This is a genomic window from Ilumatobacter sp. (assembly GCF_046290335.1).
GTDB lineage: Bacteria > Actinomycetota > Acidimicrobiia > Acidimicrobiales > Ilumatobacteraceae > Ilumatobacter_A.
Genome location: NZ_JBKAGH010000003.1, coordinates 22,721 through 48,259, shown reverse-complemented (window position 1 = coordinate 48,259; position 25,539 = coordinate 22,721). Strand labels below are relative to the sequence as shown.

Annotated in this window: 22 protein-coding genes, 3 tRNA genes and 1 pseudogene; 6 read left to right on the top strand and 20 right to left on the bottom strand. The window is 66.6% G+C overall.

Annotation, left to right across the window (positions count from 1 at the left end; genetic code table 11):
• Position 1 precedes the first annotated feature (1 nt).
• Both ACE37B_RS12795 and ACE37B_RS12790 read right to left on the bottom strand, forming a co-directional pair.
• On the bottom strand, positions 2-1,903 hold the full coding sequence (locus ACE37B_RS12795; RefSeq protein ID WP_409923714.1) for a type II secretion system protein J: 1,902 nt from the start codon (positions 1,901-1,903) through the stop codon (positions 2-4).
• The gene (locus ACE37B_RS12790) at positions 1,900-2,520 is read right to left on the bottom strand and encodes a type II secretion system protein J (RefSeq protein ID WP_409923713.1); all 621 of its coding nucleotides are present in this window, start codon (positions 2,518-2,520) and stop codon (positions 1,900-1,902) included. Before ACE37B_RS12790 ends, ACE37B_RS12795 begins: the two co-directional genes overlap by 4 nt.
• A 198-nt stretch (positions 2,521-2,718) precedes the next feature.
• Between ACE37B_RS12790 and ACE37B_RS12785 the strand changes: the two genes are divergently transcribed.
• Entirely contained in the window at positions 2,719-3,837 is a 1,119-nt protein-coding gene (locus ACE37B_RS12785; protein WP_409923712.1) for a CaiB/BaiF CoA transferase family protein, read from the top strand.
• Between the two features lie 36 nt (positions 3,838-3,873).
• Here the strand turns inward: ACE37B_RS12785 and ACE37B_RS12780 are convergent, their stop codons facing one another.
• Both ACE37B_RS12780 and msrA read right to left on the bottom strand, forming a co-directional pair.
• Positions 3,874-4,077, bottom strand: coding sequence for an antitoxin (locus ACE37B_RS12780; RefSeq protein ID WP_409923711.1), 204 nt, complete (start codon positions 4,075-4,077; stop codon positions 3,874-3,876).
• Positions 4,078-4,241: 164 nt separating this feature from the next.
• The gene (gene msrA, locus ACE37B_RS12775) at positions 4,242-4,898 is read right to left on the bottom strand and encodes a peptide-methionine (S)-S-oxide reductase MsrA (protein WP_409923710.1); all 657 of its coding nucleotides are present in this window, start codon (positions 4,896-4,898) and stop codon (positions 4,242-4,244) included.
• Positions 4,899-5,031: 133 nt separating this feature from the next.
• Here msrA and ACE37B_RS12770 point away from each other — a divergent pair, with 133 nt between their 5' ends.
• On the top strand, positions 5,032-5,592 hold the full coding sequence (locus tag ACE37B_RS12770) for a GNAT family N-acetyltransferase (RefSeq protein WP_409923709.1): 561 nt from the start codon (positions 5,032-5,034) through the stop codon (positions 5,590-5,592).
• Between the two features lie 51 nt (positions 5,593-5,643).
• Here ACE37B_RS12770 and ACE37B_RS12765 read toward each other — a convergent pair whose 3' ends face one another.
• The 5 genes from ACE37B_RS12765 to ACE37B_RS12745 all read right to left on the bottom strand — a co-directional run bounded on the left by ACE37B_RS12765 (position 5,644) and on the right by ACE37B_RS12745 (position 11,115).
• Positions 5,644-6,423, bottom strand: a complete 780-nt coding sequence (locus ACE37B_RS12765; RefSeq protein WP_409923708.1) for a nitrilase-related carbon-nitrogen hydrolase — start codon at positions 6,421-6,423, stop codon at positions 5,644-5,646.
• Positions 6,420-7,604, bottom strand: a complete 1,185-nt coding sequence (locus ACE37B_RS12760; protein ID WP_409923707.1) for a pyridoxal phosphate-dependent aminotransferase — start codon at positions 7,602-7,604, stop codon at positions 6,420-6,422. The genes ACE37B_RS12765 and ACE37B_RS12760 overlap by 4 nt, the downstream gene beginning before the upstream one ends.
• Before the next feature lie 33 nt (positions 7,605-7,637).
• Complete coding sequence (locus ACE37B_RS12755; protein ID WP_409923706.1) at positions 7,638-9,197, bottom strand: diguanylate cyclase; 1,560 nt, start codon at positions 9,195-9,197, stop codon at positions 7,638-7,640.
• A gap of 153 nt (positions 9,198-9,350) precedes the next feature.
• Positions 9,351-9,423 (bottom strand) — tRNA-Arg (locus ACE37B_RS12750).
• Positions 9,424-9,522: 99 nt separating this feature from the next.
• Positions 9,523-11,115, bottom strand: a complete 1,593-nt coding sequence (locus ACE37B_RS12745) for a LysM peptidoglycan-binding domain-containing protein (protein ID WP_409923705.1) — start codon at positions 11,113-11,115, stop codon at positions 9,523-9,525.
• A gap of 255 nt (positions 11,116-11,370) precedes the next feature.
• On the opposite strand from ACE37B_RS12745, the gene ACE37B_RS12740 reads away from it, so the two are divergent.
• Positions 11,371-12,375, top strand: a complete 1,005-nt coding sequence (locus tag ACE37B_RS12740; protein ID WP_409923704.1) for a hypothetical protein — start codon at positions 11,371-11,373, stop codon at positions 12,373-12,375.
• A gap of 56 nt (positions 12,376-12,431) precedes the next feature.
• Here the strand turns inward: ACE37B_RS12740 and ACE37B_RS12735 are convergent.
• Positions 12,432-12,519, bottom strand: a tRNA-Ser gene (locus ACE37B_RS12735).
• A gap of 96 nt (positions 12,520-12,615) precedes the next feature.
• On the opposite strand from ACE37B_RS12735, the gene ACE37B_RS12730 reads away from it, so the two are divergent.
• Positions 12,616-12,703 (top strand) — tRNA-Ser (locus tag ACE37B_RS12730).
• A 452-nt stretch (positions 12,704-13,155) separates the two neighbouring features.
• Here the strand turns inward: ACE37B_RS12730 and ACE37B_RS12725 are convergent.
• From ACE37B_RS12725 to ACE37B_RS12680, 10 genes and pseudogenes are all read right to left on the bottom strand, one after another.
• Positions 13,156-13,809, bottom strand: a complete 654-nt coding sequence (locus tag ACE37B_RS12725) for an HAD family hydrolase (protein WP_409923703.1) — start codon at positions 13,807-13,809, stop codon at positions 13,156-13,158.
• Positions 13,806-14,621 (bottom strand): metallophosphoesterase family protein, encoded by an 816-nt coding sequence (locus ACE37B_RS12720; RefSeq protein ID WP_409923702.1) that lies wholly within the window; start codon positions 14,619-14,621, stop codon positions 13,806-13,808. Before ACE37B_RS12720 ends, ACE37B_RS12725 begins: the two co-directional genes overlap by 4 nt.
• Positions 14,618-15,694: an ABC transporter ATP-binding protein gene (locus ACE37B_RS12715; RefSeq protein WP_409923701.1), complete on the bottom strand. Its 1,077-nt coding sequence runs from the start codon at positions 15,692-15,694 to the stop codon at positions 14,618-14,620. Before ACE37B_RS12715 ends, ACE37B_RS12720 begins: the two co-directional genes overlap by 4 nt.
• Positions 15,691-16,794 carry an ABC transporter substrate-binding protein gene (locus tag ACE37B_RS12710; protein ID WP_409923700.1) on the bottom strand — a complete coding sequence of 368 codons (1,104 nt, stop codon included), beginning with the start codon at positions 16,792-16,794 and terminating at the stop codon, positions 15,691-15,693. The genes ACE37B_RS12715 and ACE37B_RS12710 overlap by 4 nt, the downstream gene beginning before the upstream one ends.
• A 290-nt stretch (positions 16,795-17,084) precedes the next feature.
• Entirely contained in the window at positions 17,085-17,918 is an 834-nt protein-coding gene (locus tag ACE37B_RS12705; protein ID WP_409923699.1) for a carbohydrate ABC transporter permease, read from the bottom strand.
• Positions 17,915-18,868: a carbohydrate ABC transporter permease gene (locus ACE37B_RS12700; protein WP_409923698.1), complete on the bottom strand. Its 954-nt coding sequence runs from the start codon at positions 18,866-18,868 to the stop codon at positions 17,915-17,917. The genes ACE37B_RS12705 and ACE37B_RS12700 overlap by 4 nt, the downstream gene beginning before the upstream one ends.
• Positions 18,868-19,476 carry a MurR/RpiR family transcriptional regulator gene (locus ACE37B_RS12695; RefSeq protein ID WP_409924335.1) on the bottom strand — a complete coding sequence of 203 codons (609 nt, stop codon included), beginning with the start codon at positions 19,474-19,476 and terminating at the stop codon, positions 18,868-18,870. The genes ACE37B_RS12700 and ACE37B_RS12695 overlap by 1 nt, the downstream gene beginning before the upstream one ends.
• Positions 19,477-19,500: 24 nt before the next feature.
• A pseudogene (locus ACE37B_RS12690) lies at positions 19,501-19,764 on the bottom strand (MurR/RpiR family transcriptional regulator); the annotation flags it as partial.
• A gap of 1,033 nt (positions 19,765-20,797) precedes the next feature.
• The gene (locus tag ACE37B_RS12685; RefSeq protein WP_409923697.1) at positions 20,798-21,064 is read right to left on the bottom strand and encodes a hypothetical protein; all 267 of its coding nucleotides are present in this window, start codon (positions 21,062-21,064) and stop codon (positions 20,798-20,800) included.
• Positions 21,065-21,648: 584 nt separating this feature from the next.
• Entirely contained in the window at positions 21,649-22,383 is a 735-nt protein-coding gene (locus ACE37B_RS12680) for a hypothetical protein (protein WP_409923696.1), read from the bottom strand.
• 152 nt (positions 22,384-22,535) lie between these two features.
• On the opposite strand from ACE37B_RS12680, the gene ACE37B_RS12675 reads away from it, so the two are divergent.
• Both ACE37B_RS12675 and ACE37B_RS12670 read left to right on the top strand, forming a co-directional pair.
• On the top strand, positions 22,536-23,342 hold the full coding sequence (locus tag ACE37B_RS12675; RefSeq protein WP_409923695.1) for a class I SAM-dependent methyltransferase: 807 nt from the start codon (positions 22,536-22,538) through the stop codon (positions 23,340-23,342).
• A gap of 168 nt (positions 23,343-23,510) precedes the next feature.
• Positions 23,511-24,821: a DUF222 domain-containing protein gene (locus ACE37B_RS12670; protein WP_409923694.1), complete on the top strand. Its 1,311-nt coding sequence runs from the start codon at positions 23,511-23,513 to the stop codon at positions 24,819-24,821.
• The last annotated feature ends 718 nt before the right edge of the window (positions 24,822-25,539 follow it).

Sequence of the window (25,539 nt, the reverse complement as noted above, 5' to 3'; positions counted from 1 at the left end):
CTCACTCGGCTCTCGAGATCATCTGGCAGGAAATCGCTTCGTCGGGCCCGAGTACCACGGCCACGCCGGGGATCCCATCGGGCTGCTGCACGACCTTCGGACTGGACGGGTCGATCGGCACGCCGCTCACCGAGCAGCGGCCTTCGACGAAACTGAATCCGTCCTTGGCTTCTTCGCGAATCGTGATGGTGCGTTCGATCACGCCGGGCTCGAAGGAGAAGTCGAACGTGATCGAGTCAGCGGTCGACGTGTCGAGCACCTGGTCACCGGTCTCGGTCGAGTACGTCCACAGACCGGTCGGGGTCCCCGACTCGATGCCCTTGCGGACGGTCACCGTGCCACCGCACTGGGCGGCCATGATCGAGCGGAGCACCTCCCCGAGTTGCGCGAAGCTCCCCGTGAAATAGTCGGCCGCGATGGCGTTTCCGAGGTCGTCCGGCCCGGTGCCGTTCCACGCGTTCGAGCCGACGACCGTTGCCAGGTTCGTTTCCAACGCAGCACCGCCCGGGCCGACGAGTACGCCGACGATGCGGGCTCCGGTCGACCGGCCCGCGTTCGCAGCGATCGCAGCAGCCTGCACGTTGTCGCCGGGCGAGGGAACCGGAAGGAAGGTGCTGCGCTGAGCGTTGGGTTCTCCGTCGGTGATGAACACGACCAGCTCCGGCGTCGAGGGTCGCAGCGCCCCGTCCTGCGTGAAGAACGGCGCGTGGAGGGCATCTTCCCAGTTGGTGCCGCCGGTGTTCGCCGGCTGACCGTTCTCGCTGGTACGCAGCTGCGTCCAGCCGATCGCCGCGGTGCGGCTGCCGTAGTAGTGCGAACCGCCCATCTGGAACGGGTTGCCACCGTTGGTCGGCGGGTAGGGCGTGTCGACGTTCGGGAGCGCCGTGATGTTGTTCTTGGCTTCCTGGATCTCCGGCGTGCCGTTGCTGTTGGCATCGAGCGTCGCGTCGAGGAGCGAGATGTAGGACCCGGGCGTGCTGTTCAGGTTCGGGTAGAGCTGGTAGGCGATGGCGTCGAAGCCCATGACGGTGAGCTCGGTCGGCGTGCCGGTGAAGGCGTCGATGAAGCCGGTCGCCGCCGACTCCAGTGCTGCGCCACCGTTGTAGCCGGGGACCGAGAACGACGTGTCGAGCACGAGGGCGATGCGGCCGCCGCAGCGCGACGGCGGAGCGGTCGGGTCGGGCAGCGTGACGGGATCGTTCGGCGTGAGGTCCTGTTCGGCCGACAAGCCGGCGCCACCGGTCTGGAACGTGTTGCCGCTCGTGAACTTGACGGTCACGTCTTCGCCGATCGGTCGCAGCACGACCTGGTTGCGCGAGGTCACCTCGAAGGCGAAGTCGACGGGTTGACCCGGGACCCAGCCTTCCGGTGGGTCGGGAATCTCGTGGGCGACGCCGACCTGGCTGCGCTCCTCGTCGGGCGTGCCCGGGTTGGTGATGCGCATGCGGATCAACTGCCAGTTGCCGTCACGATTGACGTAGCGGTAGGCGATGATCTCGAGCTCGCCGGTCTGCGCGTTGGGAACGACGAGCGTGAGCACGTTGGTACCGGGCAGCGCAGGTGTCGCGTTGTAGTTCACGAACGGGTCGTTGGCGGCCAGGTCGGCGCGCACCACGATGTCGCTCGGGTCGTCGTAGCTGTTGATCGCGGTCGCGAGGTCGATCGGAATCCACGTCTGGAGGAACGTGACGTCCTTCGACTCGGCGAGGCGCGCCTCGGCTCGCGGTGTCACGCGCAACATGACCGAGATCGCCGAGGCGATCACCGCGGTCAGCACGCCGGTGAGGACGATCGCGATCAGCACTTCCGGCAGGGTGAACCCGCCATCGCCGCGGCGAGGGCGCTGCCCGAGCTCGCGGCGCAGTTGACGACGACGCTGCAGTGTTCGGCGGAGCGACATCATGGGGTGCCTCCTTCGGTCGGGTCGGCAACGATGTTGCTCTTGACCACTTCGATCGTGCGGCTCAGGTCACCGTCGGGTGACGTGGCGCGGATGGTGATGCGCTGCAAGGTGCGCGACGTGGTGAGGTTGATGTCCTCGTTGCACTCGTCGCCGGCGAGCGTGTTGGAGTCGACCCATCCACCGTCGGCGGGCACCGAGTCGCCGGATGGGTTGCTCTGCTCGGGGTTCCAGTAGGCGATGTCGTCGATCTCGATGGTCGAGCCGTCCCAGCCGACCGCCGAGGCTGCGGCTTGAACGATCGGGACGTAGTCGCTGGCGTTCTCGCCCGGACAAGGGCGGTACGCCCAGTTGGCCAAGCGGTCGGCGGCGCTCGTGAGCACGGCTTCGACTTTCGCCTGACTGTCGCTGGTGGACGACACGATGATGGTCATGCGGATGCCCGCGACGATCACCGACACGGCGAACCCCATCAGGACGATCGCGATGATCACTTCCATGATCGTGTTGCCGCGGTCGCGTGGCGTCGCCTGGTCGCCGCGGTCGTCCTGGTCGCCGCGGCCGTCTCGGTCGTGGACCGTCGGCGCATTTGCCCTGGTCAGTGGTGTGTGTGCCCGCATCGCTACTACTTTCGACAGTTCCCATGTCATTCTTGAATGAACGCACAGAACGGTAGGAGCATCACTGTCAGCGCGTGTCAGGAGCAGGCAAAGTCAAGAGATCTTGACGGGGACCCTCGGGAGCCCATCGAGACCGTGCGGCGCCGTCCAGATCGCTGCACGGTGGGGTCGGCGGACAGATCTGGCATCATCACGAACATGTCGACGACGCTCGGACCGCTTGCCGATCTTCGGGTCATCGACATGTCGACCGTGCTCGCCGGTCCGAACTGCGCGCGCTACCTCGCGGACTTCGGTGCCGATGTGATCAAGGTCGAACGGCCCGACGGCGACAGCTTGCGCAACATGGCGTGGCGCGACCCGCGCGACGGTGAAGGGTTGTGGTGGAAGCTGGTCAACCGCAACAAACGCACGGTGGTCCTCGACGCGAAGAACGACGACGACCGCGACACGCTGCTGTCGCTCGCCGCAGAGGCACACGTGCTCGTCGACAACTCCCGGCCCGGGATCCTCGAACGACTCGGCCTCGGCCCCGATGTGCTGCACGAGCGCAACCCTGACCTCGTCATCACCAGGATCTCGGGATTCGGGCAGACCGGGCCGTACGCCACCAGGCCCGGGTTCGCCACGATCGCCGAGGCGATGTCGGGTTTCGCAGCGCTCAACGGTGACGCCGACGGCTCCCCGCTGTTGCCACCGATCGCCCTCACCGACGAAGTCACCGGTCTCGCGGCGGCATTCGCAACCCTCGTGGCCGTGCACTCCGGCGTCGGCCAGGTCGTCGACGCCAACTTGCTCGAGACGATGTTCCACATCATGGGCCCGCTCGCCTCGCTGTTCGGCGTGACCGGCGAGCAGCAACCGCGACTCGGATCGGGGCTCCCGTACACGGTCCCGCGGGGCACCTACCGCTGTCGCGACGGCGGATGGATCGCACTCTCGACCAGCAGCGACACCGTCGCTGCGAGAGTGATGCAGGTGCTGGGCGTCGCCGATGACGAGCGCTTCGCCAGCTTCGAGGGACGAGCTGGGAACCGCGACGAGCTCGAACGCCTGATGGCGCAATGGTGTGCCGATCGGACCCAGGTCGACGCCCTCGACACGCTCACCGCAGCCCAAGCGGCCGTCGGCCCCGTACTCGACATGGCCGACATCGCAACCGACCCTCACTACGCGCAACGGGGTGCCGTCGAGATCCTCGACGACACCCCGATGCAGAGCGTGATTGCTCGTTTGTCGGCGACACCGGGCGCGTTGCGCTGGGCGGGGCGCCGACTCGATGCCGACGGCGATCAGATTCGTGCGACCGGCTGGTGAGCCGGTGATGCCACGATCGCGTCGCCGTCAGCGAGGTCAGCTGGCGTCGGCCGGCTTCTCATCACCTTCGGCAGCCTCGGCGGCGTCAGATCCAGGGATGACCTTCTCAGCAGCGTCGCTGACCTTGTCGTAGACCTTTTCCACCTTGTCGGGGATCTTGTCGGAGTTCTTCTCGACGAGATCGTCGACCTTGTCCTTGGCCTCGCCAGCGGTCTTCTTGAACTTGTCCAGGATTCCCATGAGTGTCTCGCTTTCGTTCTGACCGGTGTCAGGGATGTTGCTGTGCCCGACCAATCGGCCGGGAATCAAGAAACAGTCTAGAAGCGTGACGCAAATTCACGAACGTGCAAGGTGCGAAAACGCCGACGAAACGCGGCTTTCACACTCCGCGAGCCGGATGCCGGTCAGGCGCCGAGGCCGATCGGGCAGCTCACACCGGTTCCGCCGATGCCGCAGTACCCGTTGGGGTTCTTGGCGAGGTACTGCTGGTGATACGGCTCGGCGTAGAAGAACTGGTCGTCGAGATCGATGGTTCCGATCTCGGTGGTGATGTCGCCGTAGCCAGCCTCGGTGAGACGCGTCTGGAACACGGTCTTCGAGGCCTCGACGGCCACTGCCTGCTCAGGGGTCGTGGTGTACACCGCGCTGCGGTACTGACTGCCGATGTCGTTGCCCTGCCGCATCCCCTGGGTCGGGTCGTGCTCCTCCCAGAAGATCTGCAACACCCGCTCGAAACTGATCTGGGTCGGATCGAACACGACCCCGACGACCTCGGTGTGACCGGTTCGCCCGGAGCACACCTCTTCGTAGGCGGGGTTCGGCGTGAACCCACCCGCGTACCCGACGAAGGTCGAGTACACGCCATCGGCCTCCCAGAACTTGCGTTCGGCACCCCAGAAGCAGCCCATCGCGAACACGGCGACCTCGAAGCCGTCGGGCCACGGACCCACGAGCGGATTGCCGTTGACGAAGTGGGCCTCGGGGACGGGCATCGTCTGGTCGGTGCGGCCGGGGAGCGCGTCGGCTTCGGCCACCATCTCTGCCTGCTTGCGGAAGAACATGACGCCAGGCTACGACGCTGCGAGCCTCCTGTCCGATCGTGCCGCGCGCCGGGCGGGGCGGCGGGGGTCGGGGGTCGGCCGTGGAGAGGGCCGGAATCAACCGGCCAGCGCGATGTCGTCTACGTTCCGAGCTGTGACCCTCCCCGCCCGCCCTCCGCTGATCCGTCCGGTCGTCGATGCCGACCTCGACGCGATCGTCGCCATCAACGCTGCGAACGTCCCCGCGGTCGGCCCGGCCGACTCGGCGCACCTCGCTCGCCTCGTCGACGAGGCCGCGCTGTCGTTGGCTGTCGTCGACACCGAGACACACACCGGCACGGGCGGCGACACCGGAACGAGCGAGGCGGTGATCGGGTTCTGCATCGTGTTCGCACCCGGCGCCGGCTACGACTCGGTCAACTACCGCTGGTTCATGGAGCGCTACGACGACGCGATGTATCTCGATCGGGTGGCGTTCGATCATCGCCGCCAGGGGCTGGGCCTCGGACGCGCGCTCTACGCAGACGTGTTCGATCGGCTGCAGCGCGACCACGCCGGTATGCGTCGACTGACGCTCGAGGTCAACGTCGACCCGCCCAACGAGCAGTCGCTGCGCTTCCACGCTCGTCACGGGTTCGTCGAGGTCGGCCGCCAGATGTCGAAAGGCATCGAGGTCAGCCTCATGGAACGGGCGATCTCGCCCGTCGCGGACTGATCCCGGCGTGCCGATTCCGGCTCGCTGATCCCGCTGACGCGGCCGGTCGAATCAGCGACGGTCTTGCAGGAAGCGGAAGTGGGAGCGCGTCGACGAAACGTGCGCCGGCTCGACGTCGGCCACGAGCGTGGTCTCGACGCCCGCACCCGTGGCGAGGATCTCACCGAGCGGATCGATGATCGCGCTGTCGCCCGCGTAGTCGAGTGATCCACCCGTGCCCACCCGGTTGACCCCCACCACGTACGCCTGGTTCTCGATCGCTCGCGCCCGCAACAGCGTCGACCAGTGGAGCCGCCGCTTCGCCGGCCAGTTGGCCACCACGACGTAGAGGTCGGTGTCGTGAGCGAGCGCCCAGAACTCGTCGGCGAAGCGGAGGTCATAGCAGACGAACAGGCTGACCCGGACGCCCTCGACGTCGACGGTCACGAACTCGTCGCCCGCCCGCACGTACTTCTCCTCCTCGGCGTGTGAGAACGGATGGATCTTCCGGTACCGAGACGTGCTGCCGTCGGGGGCGGCGAGCACGAACGAGTTCGACGGCCGCGGATCGTCGGCGCTGGCTGCGGCCGCGATCTCGGGGCACGATCCGCCGACCCACACGCCGTGGCGTCGGGCCTGCTCGACCAGGAATTGCGACGACGGGCCGCCCTCGGGTTCGCCGATGCCCGGGGTGTCGAACGAAAAGCCCGTCGAGAACGTCTCGGTGAGCAGAACCAACCGAGCGCCACCGGCGGCAGCCGCTGCGATCTTCGGTGCGAGCCGCTCGAAGTTCGCCGCACGATCGTGCCAGACGATGTCGTGCTGGATCGCGGCGACACGCAGCGCCGTCATGTCGTTGCTCCGAACGCTCCGGCGAGCTGCGAGGCTGCACGGTCGATCAGGTCGAGTTGCTTGCAGCACGCGAACCGAACGAGGTGGCGTCCGTGGTCGGGGTTCGCGTAGAACACCTCGCATGGCACGGCGACCACGCCGGCGACGTGCGGGAGACGTCGACAGAAGTCGGTGCCGCGCTCGTCGCCGGCGATCGGACGGATGTCGACGGTGACGAAGTACGTCGCCTCGGGCCGCAACGTGGTGAAGCCCGCTCGGTCGAGGCCGTCGACGAGATGGTCGCGGGCCGTCTGCAACGTGAGTCGCAGGCGCTCGAAGTGGTCGTCGGGCATGCGCAGCCCCGCCGCGATCGCCGGTTGGAAGGGCGCACCGTTCACGTAGGTGAGGAACTGCTTGGCCGTCTTGGCCGCACCGACGAGATCGGCGGGTCCCGACATCCAGCCGATCTTCCAGCCGGTGGTGTGGAAGGTCTTGCCGCCCGACGAGATCGTGAGCGTGCGCTCGAACATGCCCGGCAGGGTGGCGATCGGAACGTGCGCGGCCCCGTCGAAGACGAGGTGCTCGTACACCTCGTCGGTGACCACGATCAGGTCGTGCTCGATCGCCAACGATGCGATCAGTTCGAGTTCGGCCCGGTCGAAGACCTTGCCGGTCGGGTTGTGCGGCGTGTTGAGCAGCAGCAGCTTCGTGCGATCGGTGATCGCCGCACGCAACGCCGCCGCGTCGAAGCCGTAGCGCCCGTCGTCGCGGGGGCTGAGCAGGACCGGCTGGGCGACGGCACCAGCGAGCGCGATCCCGGCCTGGTAGCTGTCGTACATCGGCTCGAACACGACGACCCCGTCGCCCGCGTCGAGCATGCCGAGCAGCGCACCGGCCAGCGCCTCGGTCGCGCCGGCGGTGACGACGATCTGGGTGCGCGGGTCGAGTTCGATCCCGTACCACCGCTGCTGATGCTCGGCGATCGCGGCGAGGAGATCCGGATCTCCGGGTCCGGGCGGGTACTGGTTGACGCCGCCGCGGATCGCCGCGATCGCCGCATCGAGCACGGTCGCCGGGCCGTCGGTGTCCGGAAACCCCTGGCCGAGGTTGATCGCAGCGGTCTCGACCGCCAACGCCGACATCTCCGCGAAGATCGTCGTTCCGAAGCCTTCCAGCTTTCGCGTCATCACATCGCGCTGCACCCGCGCAGCCTACGACGCTCCCCGGGGCTCGGGTTACGCAGACTTGTCGACGTCGTCGCGGTGCGCGGACCGGTCGGCCGGCGGGCCCGCGGCGCTGTCGCTCCCCGTTCCGATGCCGTGTCGCAGTGCCGACTCGGACCCGGCGCGTTGCTCCGTCGACAGACTCGACGGGCGAACCACGACGGGCGGCAATGGTGGTGGCGGCGGCGGCACGGGTGAACGGCGCCGATCGGGGCCGGCATAGTCGGCGGTGTCGACGATCGGAACCGCGTCGTCGGGGGCTGCGGCGGTGCTCATGTCGTCGCCGAACAGGTCGTCTTGCGCGGCGATCGTGTCGGCGATGCGATGCCCCACTCCGGTGGTCTTCGCTCCGTACATCGCGACATCGGCGGCTCGCATGAGTGCGTCGAGAGTCGTGCCGTGTCGCGGGAAGATGGCGGCCCCGATGCTCGCCGTCATCATCGTGTCGCCGACCACCGGGGATTCGCTCAGCGTCCGCGAGATGCGCTCGGCACTGTTGCGAACCGCCGTACGATCTTCGAGACCCGGCAGCATGATGACGAACTCGTCACCGCCCCATCGGCCAACGACGTCGGTGTCGCGAACCGCCGCGACGAGACGCTCGGACGACGCCTTCAGGACGAGGTCACCGAACTGGTGGCCGAGCGTGTCGTTGATCTGCTTGAACCCATTGAGGTCGATCACCATCACGCACAGGCCGGTGCCGAACCGATCGGCCATGTCGAGGCCTTCGCTGGCCACTCGCTCGAACTCGCGGCGGTTCACGAGTCCGGTGAGTTCGTCGGTGGTCGCCCGCTTCTCCAACGACTTGCGTTCCGCGAGGAACGTCCAGCCGGCGAGCGCAAGCAGCACGGTGCCGAGCGCGAGGAGCGTGCCGTACCGGCCGGGAGATCCGGCGGCGAGTCCGACCTCGGCATCGATCGACGTGCGGATCGTGACGGATCCGTCGACGAACGGGTCGCCGATCGTCACCAACACCACGCGTTCGCCGTCGATCACGGTCGGGTCGTTGCGGCTGTCACCGGTGTCGCGGGACGCGACATCGATGACGACGGCGGCGCCCTGCGATGTCGCCAACTCGGTCGTGGACGCACGAGCGAGGGCGGCGACCGGCACGCGCAGCACGGAGGTGACCGCCGCGCCCGACACGGCCGGGCGGTACACGAAGAGCACGGCGCCACTCGCCGCGTCGACGGCGACGACTGCTCCGTCGGACGCTCCCGACTCCGACGACAACTCACCGGTCAGGTCGAGCGGAAAGAGGTCGGTCCCGCTGCAGTCGGTGCTCGAAGCCCCGACACAGGCGTCGGCTCCGTCGAAGAGGCGGGCGACATCTCGCGCCAGGCCTGCTCGATCAGCACCGTCGACGACGGCGCCCAGGCCTGCGAGCTCCACCGCGACACGCGCCGACTCGATGTTGGACGAGATGTCGACGGAGACGATGTCAGCGGCGGTTTCGACTCGGGTGAGCTGCTCGGTTCGGTTCTCCGCACGGCGGTTGACCAGCGACACCGTCGTCGCTGCGAGCAGCACGAGGCTGCCGAACAACGCGGCGAGCCTGACGAGCCTCATACGAAAGTATCGGCGCGTACCGGAGCGATCTTGAGGGATTTCTGAAAGAAATCTCTGCGCGGTCGGATACAGCCGCACGGCTGGGCCGACCACGACGTCGGTGTTGGGCCGAAAACGACGAAGTCCCCCGCAGGTGGCGGGGGACTCTGTCAGCGCGCTCGGAGAGAGTCGAACTCCCAACCGCTTGATCCGTAGTCAAGTGCTCTATCCATTGAGCTACGAGCGCAGCTGCCGTATCGGCGTGAGCGAGTCTAGACCGATTCGGCGAAAACGACCACGACCGGTGTCTGCGGCCGACGTGGCAGGTGCCACCACCGAACGAGGCTCAAAAGCCCCATGGCCCCCAGCCGCCAGCACGCTCATAGAGGACGAGCGCTGCGCGAGCGTTGGTCTCGGGGTCGTAGAGCTGTTGATCGTTGGTGACGCCGATATCGGCGAGCCAGCTGCGGTGCACGGTCCAGTAGATCTGGAAGAGGCCGTAGCAGCAGAAGTTCTTGGCCGTCGGTACGAATCGGCTCTCGCGGTAGGCGATCTCGAGCGCTCGATCTTCGAGGTCGTCGGGCCAGACGTCGCGGATGATCTGCTGGATGTCGGCGGGTCCCGGCGGCGGCGTCGGGGCAACGGTGGTGGCGGGCGACTGCGTCGTCGGCGGGGTCGTTGCTGGCGGGGTCGTCGCTGGCGGGGTCGTCGCTGGCGTCGTTGCTGGCGGGGTCGTCGCTGGCGTCGTCGCTGGCGTGGTCGCTGGCGTCGTCGCTGTCGTCGTCACGGAGGGCGGTGCCGGGGTCAACGCTCCGGCGGGCAGGCAGATGTCGCGGCCCGGGTAGAGCGGTGTGTTCACCGTGGCGGCGTTGGCTTCGAGCAACTCGGCCAGTTCGACGCCGGAGGCATCGGCGAGGCGGATCCAGAAGTCACCGGCGACGACCGTGTAGTCGATGGCGCAGACACGGCCGATGCGCTCGGCGTCGCTGCCCGCACCGGCACTCGACGCGATCTCGTCGACACCGGACGAGCCGGCGGACTGGCGGCTCTGTTGGGTCGATGCGGCCGACCCGATCTCGGCTGATGCGGCAGGGCCGTCGGACGACGATCCGTCGTCGGCCGACGTCGTCGTCGCCGAGTCGTCGTCGGACGAACCGGCGTCGACGGGTACGGCGGGAGGGAGGTCGGCGGCGACGAGGTACGTCACGCTCGGCTCGGCGGACGGTTGCGCTGCGGCCGTGCCGGGCGCGAGCCCTGCGTCGAGTTGGACGTCGAGACCGGTGTCGAGTGTCGGGTCCGACGACTCGGCGGCCGCTTCCTGCGCAGCGAGTTCGGCGCCGGCGAGCAGGTCGCCGCTCCCGTCATCGGAGCCGAAACCGACCACGAGCGGCACGAGCAAGGTGAGCACGACGGCAGTGGCACCCAGCTTGGCGAGGAGAGGGTCGATCGCGCCGGATCGGCGAGCCCTTGCGGCCACCGGCTTGAAGTGATCGTCGAGCGCCACGGCTGGTTCGGCCTCGGCCCGACTCGCGGGGCCCCAGTCGTCGTGTGCCCAGTCGTCGTGTGCCCAGTCGTCTTGTGCCCCGTCGTCGTGACCGGAGCCCGCGAGTTGCTCATCGGCGACGTCGACACGCGGGAGTGCGGTCGTGGCGTGCCGCTCGTCGGGGCGCGGCTGGGTTGCATCGAACACGCGGTGTTCGCGGGTTGCGTCGACGCCGGCCGACATCGCGCTCGACCACAGGCCCTTCACCGTGTTGCTCAGGCTCGCGGTGTTGAGCGGACGATGCGTCGACGAACTCGAGTCACCGCTGTCACCTGGAAGATCGCCGTCACGCCGAGCAACTCGTCGGCCCGCTCGACGGCTGTCGTGCTGGTTCCGGCGTCGCGCGGCGTCGGACCAATCCGGCGTGTCACCCCAGAAGTCGTGCTGTTCGTTCATGTCGTCACCTGTCGTCCTCTGCGGATGCGTCGCTCCCGCCACGGCCCGATCCGGACCGCTCCCGACGAGGCCCGACTGAGTCGGACGCCGTTCGAAGACGTAGGTCTAGTCGATTCGTAATGAAACCGCAACACGAGCGTCATCCAAGCGACACGCATGTCATTTGTTCGACGGTTTGAGCCGATGTCGCAGGCCGCCTCGAACGTCGTTCATCGGCGCCGTTATCGCACGGCACCACCGGGGCATGCCACTGCCATGAGCGACATCACCGACATCCACACCAACGACGACACCCCGACCGTGGACACAGCCGTCGACACCGCCGACGACACCGGATTCGGCTCACCCGTCAACTCACCGCGTCGACGCTTCTTGCGACGAGCCGGCCAGGCAGGCACGGTCGCTGCGGGGGTGGTCGCGGGCGGTGTGCTCCTCCCCCGCCCGGCCGCAGCAGCCGACGGCGACGCCCTCACGGTCGGCCAGGCGAACGACGCGGAGTCACCGACGGCGCTCGTCGGTGGCGCGGACTCGAACTCGAACGTGTTCACGGTGTCCGATGGCGCCACCACCTCCGATCGTCCCTCCGTGGTCGGGGCGTTCGCGCAGGGCGACGAGGTCGACAACGGTCTCTACGCGTTCAGCGCTGCTGGCCACGCGATCATCGCTCGCGGCGGCCCGAACGCTCGATCGAGTGTGTTACTGGTGCCGAGCATGGCGAACCCGACCACCCAACTCGAGGCGCACGAGACCGGCGAGGTCATCGCCGACGACGAAGGCAATCTCTGGCATTGCGTCGCCGCCGGACTGCCCGGGTCGTTCCGCCAGATTTCCGGTCCGGCGACGGCCGGAGCGTTCGTGCCGATCAATCCGGTGCGCGTGTACGACGCTCGCTTCCCGTCGAACGTGCCCGAAGACGGCCCCCTCGCAGCCGGCGAGAACCGGCTGATCCCGACCCGAGACGCGCTCGACGTCGAGGCGGGGACGGTCACCGCGTTCGACGCCGTGCCGCCCGGCGCGTTCGCGATCTCCTACAACGTCGCGGTGTTCACGACCACCGGGACGGGGTTCCTCTTCGTCGCCCCGGCCGACGAGGTCGCCGTCAAGGCTGCGTCGATCAACTGGAGCGAGCAGTCGCCGGGACCGCTGTCGAACGCGAGCACCGTCAAGGTCGAGCAGGATCGACAGATCCGTGTCTTCTGCGGAGGGAGCGACGATGCGAGCTGCCAGTTCACCATCGACGTCGTCGGCTACTACCGCTGACGCGGTGCTGTGAAAACGACGACGACCGGCACACCCGAGGTGTACCGGTCGTCGCGTGGCGGAGTGGGTGGGATTTGAACCCACGGACCCCGGAGGGTCAATGCCTTAGCAGGGCATCCCATTCGGCCGCTCTGGCACCACTCCAATCGGGCCGAGGCCCGGCCGGGGAGCCTACCGGCTCGGATCCGTCGGCGTGCCCGTTCCGACCGGCCGGATGACGGCGGGGATAGCGTGGGGAACGGAACGGTGGCAGAGCGGACGAATGCACCCGCCTTGAAAGCGGACGACCTTCACGGGTCCGGGGGTTCGAATCCCCCCCGTTCCGCCAATCAGACCCGCTATTTCTCGTGGTAAATCAACTCCGACGGGCCGCGGCACGCTGCGGGACTCATACTCGCACCACCACACCCACGTAACCATTTCCGAGGAGATCGGGCCGACCTGCTGTGACAGCGCTGCGAACAGATCCGACTCTGCATCGCACATGAAGACCCTTCCTTTGAGCAGCTCGCGCCACTAGCGACGTAAGCGGCTGGCATGGTCGACGGTACTCGCCGGGCAGTCGCCCCCGAACCCGCTCCAGCATCACCTTGCAGCCAAGTCGTGAACGTGTAGCGGACCCGAGCCTCAGACGGATAGTCCAGACATCAGGGACGCCCCAACCCCATCGTCGTCTCCAAGGAGTGCTTGGTCTCCTACGAAGCCCGCCGGTTCTGGCAGCTTGACGGGGTATCACTGGGCTGTTGGTTTGCTGTCCGCGCCCGGTCGCCGAATCTGTCCTCAGTCGTCGGAGGTGCGGCCGTCGCGTCTGCGACGGTCAGGTGCGTGCTGGATGGCAATCGCGTCCGCAAGGTCCGCGAAGTCGTCGACTACGACGTGTGCTCCAGCCCTGATCAGGTGGTCGGCTGGCCGGTATCCGGCGCCGTAGCCAATCGGGACGGCCCCAGCTTCGCGTGTGGCATGCATATCGTATTCCGTGTCGCCGACATAGATGAGATGATCGGCGGTGGCCGCTACCTTCCTCAGTGAGTCGGCTTTGTTGGGCGAAGGAGCCACAACGAAGTCGAACGGGAAGTCGACTCCCATGTGTTCGAGGTCGCAATCCACGGTGTGTCGGCTCGCAGCGGTAATGACGCCGACCGACACTGCGGCCGATCGAAGCTGTTGCAGGACATCGAGGGCGCCCGGTGCGAAGCTGGCTGGGCGCAACTGCAGCTCGGTGTTCCACTCATCGTCGGCAGCCTCAAGGTCGGCGGGCTTGAAGCCCAGCGTGGTGAGCAACGAGTTCATGGGGAGGTGGAACACCTCGCGGAAGGCCCCTACGTCGAGGGCTTCCATGCCGCGTCGTTCCATGACGACGCCGAGGGCGGCGACTGCGCGCTCCAAGTCGTCGAGCAAGGTCCCGTTCCAGTCGAAAGCAACGACAAGTCTCACCCGATCTCCGTCCAACCGTTGATGCCATGGATGTACTCGACCCGTGGCGGGAGTTGGACCGGTGGAACGTCGTGCTCGTCGCCGAGAAAGTCGACCGCAACTCGGGAGTTGGGCCCGTCGAGATCAATCGTTGCGAGCGCAAGATCGAACGGTGGCTCCACGAGGGCTCCGAAGCAGAGCTGCAGCATCTGGCCGCTCGATCTCGCGGCACGGAGGTGGAGATGACCAGACAGCACGACGACGGCGGACGGGTCGGCAGTGAGAACGCTCTCGAGTTCGCCCTGGTCGACAAGATCTCCGGCGTAGCGGAGACCGACGCTGGTAGCAAGGTCGAAGAAACTGATAGCCGGGAAGTGCGAGAGCACGACTGCGGGTCCCGAGCGGCTTGGATGAGCGCTGGACTCGTAACGATGTTCTCCGACCGCATCTGCTACTCCAACGCCGAGAACGGTGGTGGACTCGATCATCGACACACACGTCGTCGCCTCCGCCACGTGGAGCGGCGCTCGTCGCTGCAGCGCCGCAGCGAGCGCATTCGGCGACTCGAGGATGTCGTGGTTGCCGGGAACCGCTAGGACCGGTAGACCGACCGCGTCGCTTCGGTCGACGAACTCGTCGAGGGAAGTGTTGTCGCCGAGGTGGGCGAGGTCGCCAAGTACGACGATGGCATCAGGTTCGTGCTGCGCCAGAGTGCTGAGAGCGGTGCTGAACCTCTCGCCAGCTTCGCCGAGGCTGAGGTCGTCGTGCCACCGAATCGGCGGTGTACCGGGCTGCGACACGTGGATATCGGTGAGGATGCCAAGCGTGGTCATGACGTCACCTCGTTCCAGAACGCTGTCTTCTCGGACGAAGTGAGCGAGAGTCTGGAACCGTCGGAGTCGCGGAACGTGTGGACTCGGTCAGGCGAGCACGACACGACAACCTTGGCGCCTGCAACTGGGACGTGGTCACGTGGCGTCACGAAGTCGATTTCGGCTCCTCGCGCGAGCCGCGAGGTGACCAGCCAGTTTCCGGCGAACGGTTCAGACGAGACCGTCTCAACCGTTGCCTCAAGTGCTCCCGATCCCACCATGAGGTCCGTGGGACGCACCGCAGCGGTGATCCCGCGATGAGTAGGGAGCACTGCGATCCGTGGAACTCCCAGAAAGCGTGCCAACGGAAGCGTGGCTGGCGAGTCGAGCAGATCGGTGGGCGTTCCTTGTTGCTCGATTCGTCCGTCACGCATCACTGCGATGCAATCGGCTATCCCGAGTGCTTCGGTCTGATCGTGCGTCACGAACACTGTCTCGGCGAGTTCACCGAGACGATGGAGGCGGCGCATCTCGCGGCGCAGTTCGAGACGAAGATCAGCGTCGAGGGCTGCGAATGGTTCGTCCATGAGCATCAAGGCCGGTCGTCGCACAAGCGCTCGGGCAATGCCCACGCGCTGGCGCTGCCCACCAGACAGTTGGCTCGGGCGGCGGTCGAGGAGATCTCCGATTTGGAGGAGCTCGGCCACCGGTTGAACGGCTGTCCGGTCGGCACCCTTGGGGAGCCCGACGGCGATGTTGTCGGCTGCACTGAGGTGCGGGAACAGCGCACCGTCTTGGAAGACCATGGCGACGTCTCGCGCCGAGGGTCGCAGTCCGGTGACGTCACGCCCCGCGATCTCGACATCTCCGTGATCGAGAGCTGTCAGACCTGCGATCCCGCGCAACAGCGTGGTCTTGCCGCACCCGCTCGCGCCGAGCAGCGCGACGATCTCGCCGGATCGAACTTCGAGGTCGACGCTGTCGAGCGCAGTGACCTGGCCGAATCGCTTGGTGGCGGAGCTGACACGCAACCGAACATCGGTGCCACGCGCACCTTGGTCGACTGACAGTCGAGGTTCGCTGAGTACCGTCACGGCAGCAACCCTGCGATCTCGGCGGCAGCAGCGTCCATCACGGCGGTGGGATTCGACGACTGCTGGGTGGCTTCGACCCAGGCTTCGTTGAAGCGTGCGAGCGCACGCGGTCCGTCGTCTCCAGGGAAGTTCAGCCACGGTCCAGCGAGACCGAACTGGCTCCACGGGGCGGCGTAGGGAGCGCTGTCTAGGAGCCCTGGCTCGAGCGAAGACTCGATGTCGCTTCGCACGGGAAGATACCCGATGGTCTCGACTGCGTAGGTCGCCAGGATTTCCGCATCGAGAGCGCACTTGACGACTTCCCACGCAGCGGCTTGCCGGTCCGGGTCAGCGAAGATCGCGAGGCCGGCACCTCCTGCTCCGGTGACGACGTCACCGCCTTCTTCCACTGGCGGGAACGGGACGGTTGTCCACTCGAACGACGTGTCGGCGAACTGCTGAATGAAAGAGCTCGATGCGATGAACAGGCCAACTTCGCCGGATGCGAACGCCTCTCGAGATGCCGATTCGTCGCCCGGGAATGCTCCGCCTGAACTGTACAGACGGTTGATGTGCTCGATCGCCAGATCGCCGGCGTCATCGTTGAACACTGGCGCGTTGTCGCCGTCGATCAGTTCGGTTCCTGCCGTAAGCAGGTACTGCAGCGGTACCCAGCCCTCCTGTAGGGGGAAAGCGATGCCGTAGACATTGTCGGCGGACTCTGCAATCGCAGCACTGGCATCCTCGATGGCGTCCCAGCTCACGAGACTGTCGAGATCGACGCCAGCAGAAGCGGCGATGTCGGTGTTGACGAAGACCGCCGGGATGGAGATGCCCCACGGCACGATCAGCTGTTTGCCATTGATACGGCCTGCTTCGAGTACTGGAATCGTGTCGTCGTTGACCAGTTCGTCGCCGTTTGCGAGTGGGGTGAGATCGACGACGAAATCGTTGCTGTCGAGCGGGATGAGCTGATTGAGCCCCTGCAGCACGACGTCGGGTTTCGCTCCCGCCTGCGCATCGACCTGGACCTTGAGGTCGAGTTCCCCGTATGTCAGATCGAACGGCGTCGCCTCCACAGGAATGCCGCGCGAGGTACACAACTCGGCTGCTGCCTGCATCGGTGCCTCGAAGCTGCCAGCGAACGGCGACCACAACGAATCGGCGGGCCATCAAACTCGACGTCGGCGGCGCCGCCGTCCGACCCTTCGGTTGCTTCCGACTCGGGGGTCGTCTGGGACGTGGCATCGTCAGATGACGCTGTATCGGAACTTGTGTTGGCGTCGTCTGAGCCGCACGCAGCGGCAGCGAGTGAAGCGGCGCTCAGTGCCGCAAGGAGGCCAAGTCCGCGTGGGCGGACACGTGAAGTGGACATGGGGATCCCTTTCGAGGGTGGGGTTGGGGGTTGGGGTCAGTTCGCGGTGAAGCGAAGGGTTTGGGCGAACGAGCGCTGGAGCAATACCAGGAGGCCAGCGACCGGTATCAAGGTGATCGTGGCGGCCGCCATGAGCGGGCCCCAGTCAGGGAGGCCCGTGGGAGAAATCTCGAATCGGCGTACGAGGAATGGCACTGTTGCGAGCCGATCAGTGCGCAAGACGATGAAGGGCCAGAAGAACTCGTTCCACCAGCCCACAAAACTGAACGCAGCCAACGCAGCGACTCCCGGTCGAATGTTGGGGAGAAAGACCAGCCGGAATCGTCGCCACGGACCGAGTCCGAACGCACGCGCTGCATCGATCTGCTGGACCGGAACCGCTTCCACGTACTGGGTGAGGAGGAAGACCCCGAAAGCGGTCGCCACGAACGGGATGACGAGCGAAGCCCGAGTATCGATGAGATCGAAACGGGCCAGGGCGAGGTAGTTGCTGATCGCGATCGCCGGCACAGGAATCGAGAGCACCACAACGATCACTGCCCTGAGGTAACGATGTCCCCACGGTTGAAGGTGCCCGAGCGAATACGCCGCGCCAACAGCGAGGATCACCTGGAGCACCACGATCGAGGTGGTCGTGATCGCGGAGTTGACGAAGTAGGCGACAACGTCAGTCTCTCGCCATACCTGGCGGTAGTTCTCGAGTGTGAGCCCGCCATGGAGTGGGTTCAGTGGTTGTTCGCGGACGTCGGACGAACGACGGAACGAGGAGGCGAACATCGCAATGAACGGCAGCGCGAACAACACGCCAACAATCGACACTGCGGCGCTCACCCCGAGTTGACGGCCTGAAGCTCTGATCGGTTTACTCATGCGTACGACTCCGATGCGGAAACTCGTCGAAGAAGGAGGATCTGAGTCGTTGCAATACCCAGCACGAGAGCGACGAGGATCGCGGATGCGGCTGCGCCCTCGCCGAGGTCGTAGAAGCGGAAGCTGCGCTGCCACGCAACGAAGGCGAGGTTCTCTGTCGCGCGGTTGGGACCGCCCTCGGTGATCGCGAGGATGTGATCGAAAGCGCGCAGGGTGACGATCGTGCTGACCACCACAGCGACAACTGTGGTGCGCGAAACGAGGGGTACAAACAGTGCAAGCTTGGGGCGGATACCGTGCCAGCGGTCGTAGACCTTTGCCGCCTCGAACACCGCCGCGGGGATCTTTGCCAACGCAGCCTGGTAGAGCAGGAGTGCGAAGCCAGTCATGCTCCAGATGCCCACGAGGATCACGACGAGACGAGCGTTCCACGTTGAGTTGAGCCAGTTCACCCGATCGATACCGATGACACCGAGCGCAGCGTTCAGGGCCCCTCGTAGGTCGAACACGAAGCGCCACCCCACCGACGCCACAACCAGTGCTGTGGCGAGCGGGAACAAGACCACCGGTCCGACGAGGCGTCGTAGCACCGGCCGGTCGACGAGTGCCATGGCCAGGGTGAGGGCGAGCGCCACGCTGACTGTCACCGTCACGGTTGCGTAGAGCACCGTGAAACCCAGCGATGAGCGGAACGATTCGTCCGCCAGGAACGAGCGCCAGTTCTGCAAGCCCTCAAACGGTGCTTCGGCACGGGTCAAGCGGCGGTCGTAGAGCGACAGTCGAAAGTTGTCGGCCATCGGCCATACGACGAACAAGCCGAGGCCGACCATCGCCGGCACGACCAGGAGCGAACCTGCTCGGCGATCACCCTTCCGCTCCGACTCGATGGTCTCGAGTCCTGAGTGCTGTTGCTCGGAGGCGTCCACCGCCTCGATGTTTGAGATCGTCATCAGAATCGGTGCTCCGACAAGACATTTGCGGTCGCATCTTGTGCCGAGCTCGAACGATTCGGATCTCGCATCGCTACCGCAACGAACAGCGCATCGAGGACGCACATGTGGGCGACGCGACTCGACATCGCCTCGACCCGGTACGACAACTCACGGCTCCCAGCCACGAGTGCCACATCGACGAGTTCAGTGAGTGGGGACCGAACGAAGCTCGTGACGGCAACTGTTGCCGCACCCGCTTCGGCGGCTCCGCGGAGCGTGGCGAGCGTCTCCTGGGTCGCACCGGTGTGACTGATCGCAATGCAGACATCTTGGGCTCCGAGCAATCGGGCTCGAACGTGCTGGACATGCGCGTCAAGGGGCGCGTCCGAGTCGACCCCGATGGTCAGGAACCGATAAGCCGCGTCCTGCGCCAACGGCGCCGACGTACCCACTCCGGCGAACATCACGTGCCGAGCCGAGGCGACGACGTCGACAGCTCGCTCGAATGCCTCATTCGCCAGTGTGTCCCGCACGTGATGGAGGGCTTCTTCTCCGCCCGCGAGAACGGCCGCCAATACCTCACCCGGCGTACTGGACTCGTCGATCTCGTCGTGAAGACGCCGCATGGGTGGGATCGCCTCTTGGGCGAGCGACAGCTTGAGATCCTGGAAACCGGTAAACCCAAGTCGACGGCACGCCCGCACAACCGTCGAAGCAGACGTCCCCGCAGCAAGCGCAACCTCAGAGATCGACTGGTACATGACCGTCCGAGGATCGGCCAGGAACCGTTCGGCAACCTTCAACTCGCTTGGAACCAGATCTGACAACGCTGCTCGGATGGCACGCGTGGTTGGCCCTTCCCAGCTCACGTGGGCCAGTGGCTCAGCAGCCGCATCAACGAGCGTGTTCTCCATGGGTCTTGGTTCTAGACCCCCTGCTTGAACCCTAGGTGTCCGATACATGGAGCGCGGATGAAAATTCCGTAGATGAAGGAACGAGATTCCAGACGGCTCGATTTCCTCTCCTGTCGGCAGGAGCGGGCTCCCGGCGAACTCAGTCAGCGTTGCTCTGGCAACCGGATCGCGACTGCCGGCGGGCGCCCGTTCTCGAATCGATCATGGGATGCACCTCGCTCGCGAAGGGGCCCGATCGATACTCGGAGAGCGTTGCGGCGGTTGCGGTGTCGCTCGTGGGGTTGGCGTCCTGCATCGGTCGCCGAATCCCGGCCAGTGGTCAGTGGGCCAGCGGAGTTGACGCCTTGACGCCCACGACGCCACGTTCGCAACGACGCTGAACCCTGAGCCGACGAAGTTGTTGTCGATGATGTCACCGGTCAGGTCCAACGTCTCCCGGTAGCAGCCATCGAACGGAGCGGTCGCACTGGACTCGGCGACATAGCTGCCGGGCGGCACCTGATCGGGGCCGTCCCCGACCAGATACACACCTGATGGGAATGCAGGCAGGTGATGGGAATGCAGGCAGGGCGTCGTCGATGTCGAGCAGGTCGAGTTGGCGGTGCACCAACGAGTCGGTGCCTGGGTACGTGGTCAGCAAACCCAACCGCCAGAATGCCTCGCCCTCCGGGTCCGATGGAGGGAATTGGGGAAGGTCGCGGTCGCCGGTCGCTTCGGTCGCGCCGCTGCGGCCAACGCGTTTGAACGTGTCAGCGGACGCGCCCCCTCGGATACCGAGCCAAACACCGAACTCGTCGACTCACTGCCCGAGTTCGAACACCTCGACGAGTACGCAATCCTCGCCGAACCATTCGCCTCCGCACGCTCGGCCCCACTGAGTAGGTCCGCGCTCGGCCGTTCAGGGCCGAAGCACGACGCTGTCACGGGGTGGGTGTCACGGTACGAGCGTCACGGTACGAGCGTCACGGTGTGAGCGTCACGGTGTGAGTGCGGCGTGACACCCTCTGGCGCCTCGACCGACCACTCGGGATGCTCAGCCGTCGAGATCGTCGAACTGCTCGCCGATGCTGTCGTTGTACTCGTCGATCAGCGCGTCGGGGTCGAGGGTGGGCGCTGACATCGGTTCGTCGTACTGCTCCACGAATCCGTCGATCGCCATCACCTCGGCCGGGCCGGTGCCATCGGCCATGGGGTTCGGGTTGGCGTCGGCGTTCGCCCTCGCCCACACCTTGATGGCCCACTCCGTCGACAAGTCCAGTCCCGCCGGGGGCGGACCACCGGCGTCGGGATCGGCCGGCATCTCGGTCTCGGGAGTGTCGTCGGGCTTCTCGGGCGCCGGGGGAGGCGCCGAGTTGCCTGGATTTCCTGCTCGGCCCGCTTCAGCGCCTCGTTCTTCGGTGAATCGGACGCACCACCCATGAAGAAGTCGGCGAACTTCTTCCAAGCGGGTTCGTCCGAGTAGGCCGATTCCTTGCCCCCGGACACCCCGTCGTCGGTCACCTTCACCGTTCCGGCCCCAGGGTGCGACGACGCAGCGGTCTCACCACCGCCGTCGACCGCACCGTCACCCCCGGCATCACCGGTCGGCTTGAGGATGTACTCACCTTTGCTGCCAGCCCCCTGCTGACCCCACTCCGCTCCCCCCTTGTGCACACCGGGGCCGTACACCGGCTCACCGGTGAAGGCATCGTGGACCGTGAAACTGCCGTGCCCGAAATCGTCGATGCCCTTCTGCACCGCTGCGGCTGCATTGTGAGCGTTGGTCAGCCCCGCAGCTCCGTCGAGGGTGTCACCGCCACCCCACCCCGAGGTCGCCTGGAATCCAGAGGAACCGCCGTCGGCGCCCGCACCATAGGGGGTGCGGCCGTCGATGGTGCCGCCGACCTACCCGCCCGCGATGCCGTCGATGTCGACCATGCCGGTGAGGTCGGGGTCGGCCGCCGCCATCTCCGCTTCGCGATCGGCCCCGACGACGGCGGGGTTGTCGTAGAGGCTGGATGGAAGGTCGCCTCCGAGGCCGCCGTACGGGTCCGGAGTCTGATCCAGAGGCGACTCGTTCTGGTCGAGCGTCTTCTCGTCGTCACGCGGGCTGGAGCCCGGCAGGTCCAGCCCGATGTCCACCGGGTCGAGCCCCGGGGACGCGAGATCACCACCGGCGGACCCCGGAATCATGCTGCTGTCGACCGGTGCCTGGTGCCCGAGACCGTCGGGCATGTGGTCGTCCGACTCGGCGCGCATGCCCAGGTGATCGGCGGGACCTCCCGACATCGTGGCGTCCGTCAGCGTGCTGTCACGACGATCGCTGTCGTCCCGATCCACGCGGTCGCTGTCGTCGCGGTCGCGGTCGCGGTCGACGACGATCACATCGGATGCAGTTGCGTCGTAGGCGGTCGCCGTCGATCCATCAGCGACCACCGTCGTCGTGGAACTCTCTCCCGCACCGCTGTCGACGACGGCCACGTCGTCGTCGAGGTCGTGATCGGTCAGCCTCGATCGGTCGGGCGCCACGGTTGCGGTGTCGTCCTCCGGCTGCTTGCGTTCGGTCTCCCGCTCCGTGTCACGGTCCTCGCTGGGTCGATCAGCGCTTCGCTCACGGGTCGGATCGTTGCGGTCCGTCATCTGGAATCTGCTCCTTGGTGGGCGAGGGCCCGCCGATCGGTCCGGTGTGACCGTGACGACCCGCTCGGGGTGGGGGAGGGAGCACAGACGTCGGCAGGGGAATCGAGCGCTCGCCAGCGTGGCCACACGGGAGAGGCGGCGATACTGGAGTCGTGGTCGACAGCAGCGACAAGGAACCGCCGTTGCAGTTGCCGGAAGCTGATCCGATCTTCGCGGATCCGCGTCTGGCCGAGATCTACGACGACCTCGACGGCGAACGCGACGACCTCGACCTCTACGAGTCGATCATCACCGAACTGGGAGCATCGAGCGTGCTCGACATCGGCTGCGGCACCGGTGCACTCGCCTGTCGGCTCGCGCAGCGGGGACTCCGTGTCATCGGGCTCGACCCGGCTGCTGCGTCGCTCGCCGTCGCACGTTCGAAACCGGGCGCAGCGGCCGTGCGCTGGATCCACGCCGCCGCACGTGACGCCCCACGTCTCGGCGTCGACGTGGTCGTGATGACCGGCAACGTCGCACAGGTCTTCGTCACCGACGAGGAGTGGACGGCCACGCTGACGGCAGCAAAGGGCGCTCTCGGCACCGATGGTCGCCTCGTGTTCGAGACACGCGACCCAGCAGCGCGTGCGTGGGCGGAGTGGACGCGGCACGCATCGCTCACGATCACGCCGACCCGGTCAGGCGACGTGGAGAGCTGGGTGGAGCTGACCATGGTCGATCCCCCGCTCGTCTCGTTCCGTTGGACGTTCCGGTTCCTCGACACCGTCACCGTCACCGCCACCGTCATCGAGTCGGATTCGACGCTGCGATTCCGCACCCTCGACGAACTCGACGAGTCGCTGGCGCACGCCGGGTTCGTGATCGACGAAGTGCGTGACGCGCCCGACCGCCCGGGTCGCGAGTTCGTCGTGTTCGCATCGGCGAGCCCGCGCACTCGCGCAACGTGGCACATCCGCTGAGCCGACCCGGTCGAGCGGTGAATTCGGGACCGAACGGGCGAGTCCGTCCGCCTTCCGATGACCGCCCAAACTGCGCCAGATCCCCGCCCGATGGTCGAACACACGTTTTTCGGTAGGTCGGCTGTGCTGCGAACAACTCTGTCACAGGGCATCCCTATGGTGGTCACCATGGATCTCAGCGGGGTCGTCGAGCGGGTGGAACACGTGGCACGTACTCGTGCCGCGGCCGCCACGACGGCCGATGCTGGCGACACCGCGCTCGCCCTCCAACTCGCTCGCGCTGGCATGGTCGCCATCCGAGAAACCCGAGCATGGCTGGCAGCAGCCGAAGCCGAGTTGACACGAGTCGTGCGGCGAGTCGACGCCTTCCCGGAACAGACGATCGCCGCCGACACCAAGGGCTCGATGGGCGCCGCCGGCGCGCTGCTCGACACCGCCGGGGTCCTCGACGACGCTCCGGCAGTCGCCGATGCACTCGACGATGCGGTCATCACCGACGAGTACGTCACCATCGTGACGCGAGCTTCCCGATCGGTACCCGCCCGCCTGCGCAGCGAGTTCCTCCGCGAGTGCGAGGCACTCATGCCGACCGCCGCGTCGATGACACGCACCCAGTTCCGGCGACGCGTCCGCGAGATCTGCAACCGGCTGCTGGCCCACGACGGCCTCGAACGACTCGAACGCCAGCGCCGTGCCACGTCACTGCGGTCTTGGACCGACGATGACGGCATGCTCAACCTCAAGGGCCGCTTCGATCCCGTCACCGGCGCGCACCTGCATGCCGTCCTCGAACACACCGTGCAACAACTGTTCGCCGAAACGGTGCCCACCACGTGCCCCGAGCACCCGATCGAAAAACAAGCACACCTCCGAGCCCTGGCTCTGGTACGCCTCGTCACCGGCGGCGGACTCGTCGACGCCGGGGAGACGCGCAACGATGCCGACGCTCGTCCGATGCCCGTGCCGAGCGGCGGCAGGGTCGGCACCGATCTGCTCGTCGTGATCGACGCCACCCAAACCAACGGTGCCGGCGGGCCGCTCGTCGACTGGGGCATCCCCGTCGAAGTTCCCGTCGAGGTCCTCGCCGACCTGATCGGCGATGCCGAGTCCAACGTCGATCTCGACATCGTGGTCGTCCGCAACGGCATCGTGCTCCACGCTCCCGGCAAGCTCGACCTCGGCCGCTCCAGCCGCCTCGCCAACCGCGCCCAGCGACGGGCACTCCGCGCGCTCTACGCCACCTGCGCCATCCCCAACTGCCACGTGCACGTCAACCGCTGCAAGTTCCATCACATCGTGTGGTGGGAGCACGGCGGCCAGACCGATCTCCACAATCTTCTCCCCGTCTGCGCCAACCACCACGCACGCATCCACGCCGACAATTGGAACATCACCCTCGGCCCCCACCGAGAACTCACCATCACCCTCCCCGACAACACCGTCATGGCCACCGGACCCCCAGCACGCCAAGCCGCCTGACCTGAGCGCCGCGCGCCGCGACTCGTCGATCGCCAAGTGGCCGAAGATGGCGCCCTCGGCAGATGCCCTGGAGCGGCTCAGTCCTCGGAGTGTTCGGCGACTGGTTGGACGGCGTCCGCGTCGAGGTCTGGTCGAGCCACACCGCGGCGACGGTGACATGCCAGCTCCGATCTCGTGATGCCACCAACCGGGCGCACTACTGGCGTTCTGCTGGAGCCGAGGTGACGTCCCAGGCGGGGCTGCCAGCCAAGCCAGGGGAAGCAGCCTGGGCCGACAGCACAGGCCGTCGAGCGGAGAGATGTTGCAGACTCTTGCTCGGGACGGCTGGCGAGTCGATGCTCCAGCCCCGGTCCCGGCGTTGTCCATCGTGGCCCGCCGTGGTCCATCGTCGCCATGTGCGCGAGCACTCCACTGGTCGTGGGGCTCGCAGCGGCGACCTGCATGCGGAGTTGGTCGCCGACCAGCGCGTCGCGGCCGTGGTCGAGGAATGCTGCGAACGTCGCCACCTCGTCAGCGCAAAGCGGCAACACCGCCAGCCCACGGGCGGCGGGACTCATCCAACGAACCGCCGACCAGCAGCGATCTCGACCGAGATCGGGGCAGACGAGGTCTCGGGCTCCGGCCGCCTCCTCCTGTGGCATTGCGCGAATCGTCACGGCGAATCTTCACGACGAATCGTCACGGCGAATCGTCACGGAACGACGTCCGGGAACGACGG

Excerpts from the sequence above, each read along its gene's own strand:
- ACE37B_RS12795 (WP_409923714.1), bottom strand. The coding sequence starts at position 1,903 with ATGATGTCGCTCCGCCGAACACTGCAGCGTCGTCGTCAACTGCGCCGC.
- ACE37B_RS12790 (WP_409923713.1), bottom strand. The coding sequence starts at position 2,520 with ATGCGGGCACACACACCACTGACCAGGGCAAATGCGCCGACGGTCCAC.
- ACE37B_RS12785 (WP_409923712.1), top strand. The coding sequence starts at position 2,719 with ATGTCGACGACGCTCGGACCGCTTGCCGATCTTCGGGTCATCGACATG.
- ACE37B_RS12780 (WP_409923711.1), bottom strand. The coding sequence starts at position 4,077 with ATGGGAATCCTGGACAAGTTCAAGAAGACCGCTGGCGAGGCCAAGGAC.
- msrA (WP_409923710.1), bottom strand. The coding sequence starts at position 4,898 with ATGTTCTTCCGCAAGCAGGCAGAGATGGTGGCCGAAGCCGACGCGCTC.
- ACE37B_RS12765 (WP_409923708.1), bottom strand. The coding sequence starts at position 6,423 with ATGACGGCGCTGCGTGTCGCCGCGATCCAGCACGACATCGTCTGGCAC.
- ACE37B_RS12755 (WP_409923706.1), bottom strand. The coding sequence starts at position 9,197 with ATGAGGCTCGTCAGGCTCGCCGCGTTGTTCGGCAGCCTCGTGCTGCTC.
- ACE37B_RS12745 (WP_409923705.1), bottom strand. The coding sequence starts at position 11,115 with ATGAACGAACAGCACGACTTCTGGGGTGACACGCCGGATTGGTCCGAC.
- ACE37B_RS12740 (WP_409923704.1), top strand. The coding sequence starts at position 11,371 with ATGAGCGACATCACCGACATCCACACCAACGACGACACCCCGACCGTG.
- ACE37B_RS12720 (WP_409923702.1), bottom strand. The coding sequence starts at position 14,621 with ATGACCACGCTTGGCATCCTCACCGATATCCACGTGTCGCAGCCCGGT.
- ACE37B_RS12710 (WP_409923700.1), bottom strand. The coding sequence starts at position 16,794 with ATGCAGGCAGCAGCCGAGTTGTGTACCTCGCGCGGCATTCCTGTGGAG.
- ACE37B_RS12705 (WP_409923699.1), bottom strand. The coding sequence starts at position 17,918 with ATGAGTAAACCGATCAGAGCTTCAGGCCGTCAACTCGGGGTGAGCGCC.
- ACE37B_RS12700 (WP_409923698.1), bottom strand. The coding sequence starts at position 18,868 with ATGACGATCTCAAACATCGAGGCGGTGGACGCCTCCGAGCAACAGCAC.
- ACE37B_RS12695 (WP_409924335.1), bottom strand. The coding sequence starts at position 19,476 with ATGCGGCGTCTTCACGACGAGATCGACGAGTCCAGTACGCCGGGTGAG.
- ACE37B_RS12685 (WP_409923697.1), bottom strand. The coding sequence starts at position 21,064 with ATGCCGGCCGATCCCGACGCCGGTGGTCCGCCCCCGGCGGGACTGGAC.
- ACE37B_RS12680 (WP_409923696.1), bottom strand. The coding sequence starts at position 22,383 with ATGACGGACCGCAACGATCCGACCCGTGAGCGAAGCGCTGATCGACCC.
- ACE37B_RS12670 (WP_409923694.1), top strand. The coding sequence starts at position 23,511 with ATGGATCTCAGCGGGGTCGTCGAGCGGGTGGAACACGTGGCACGTACT.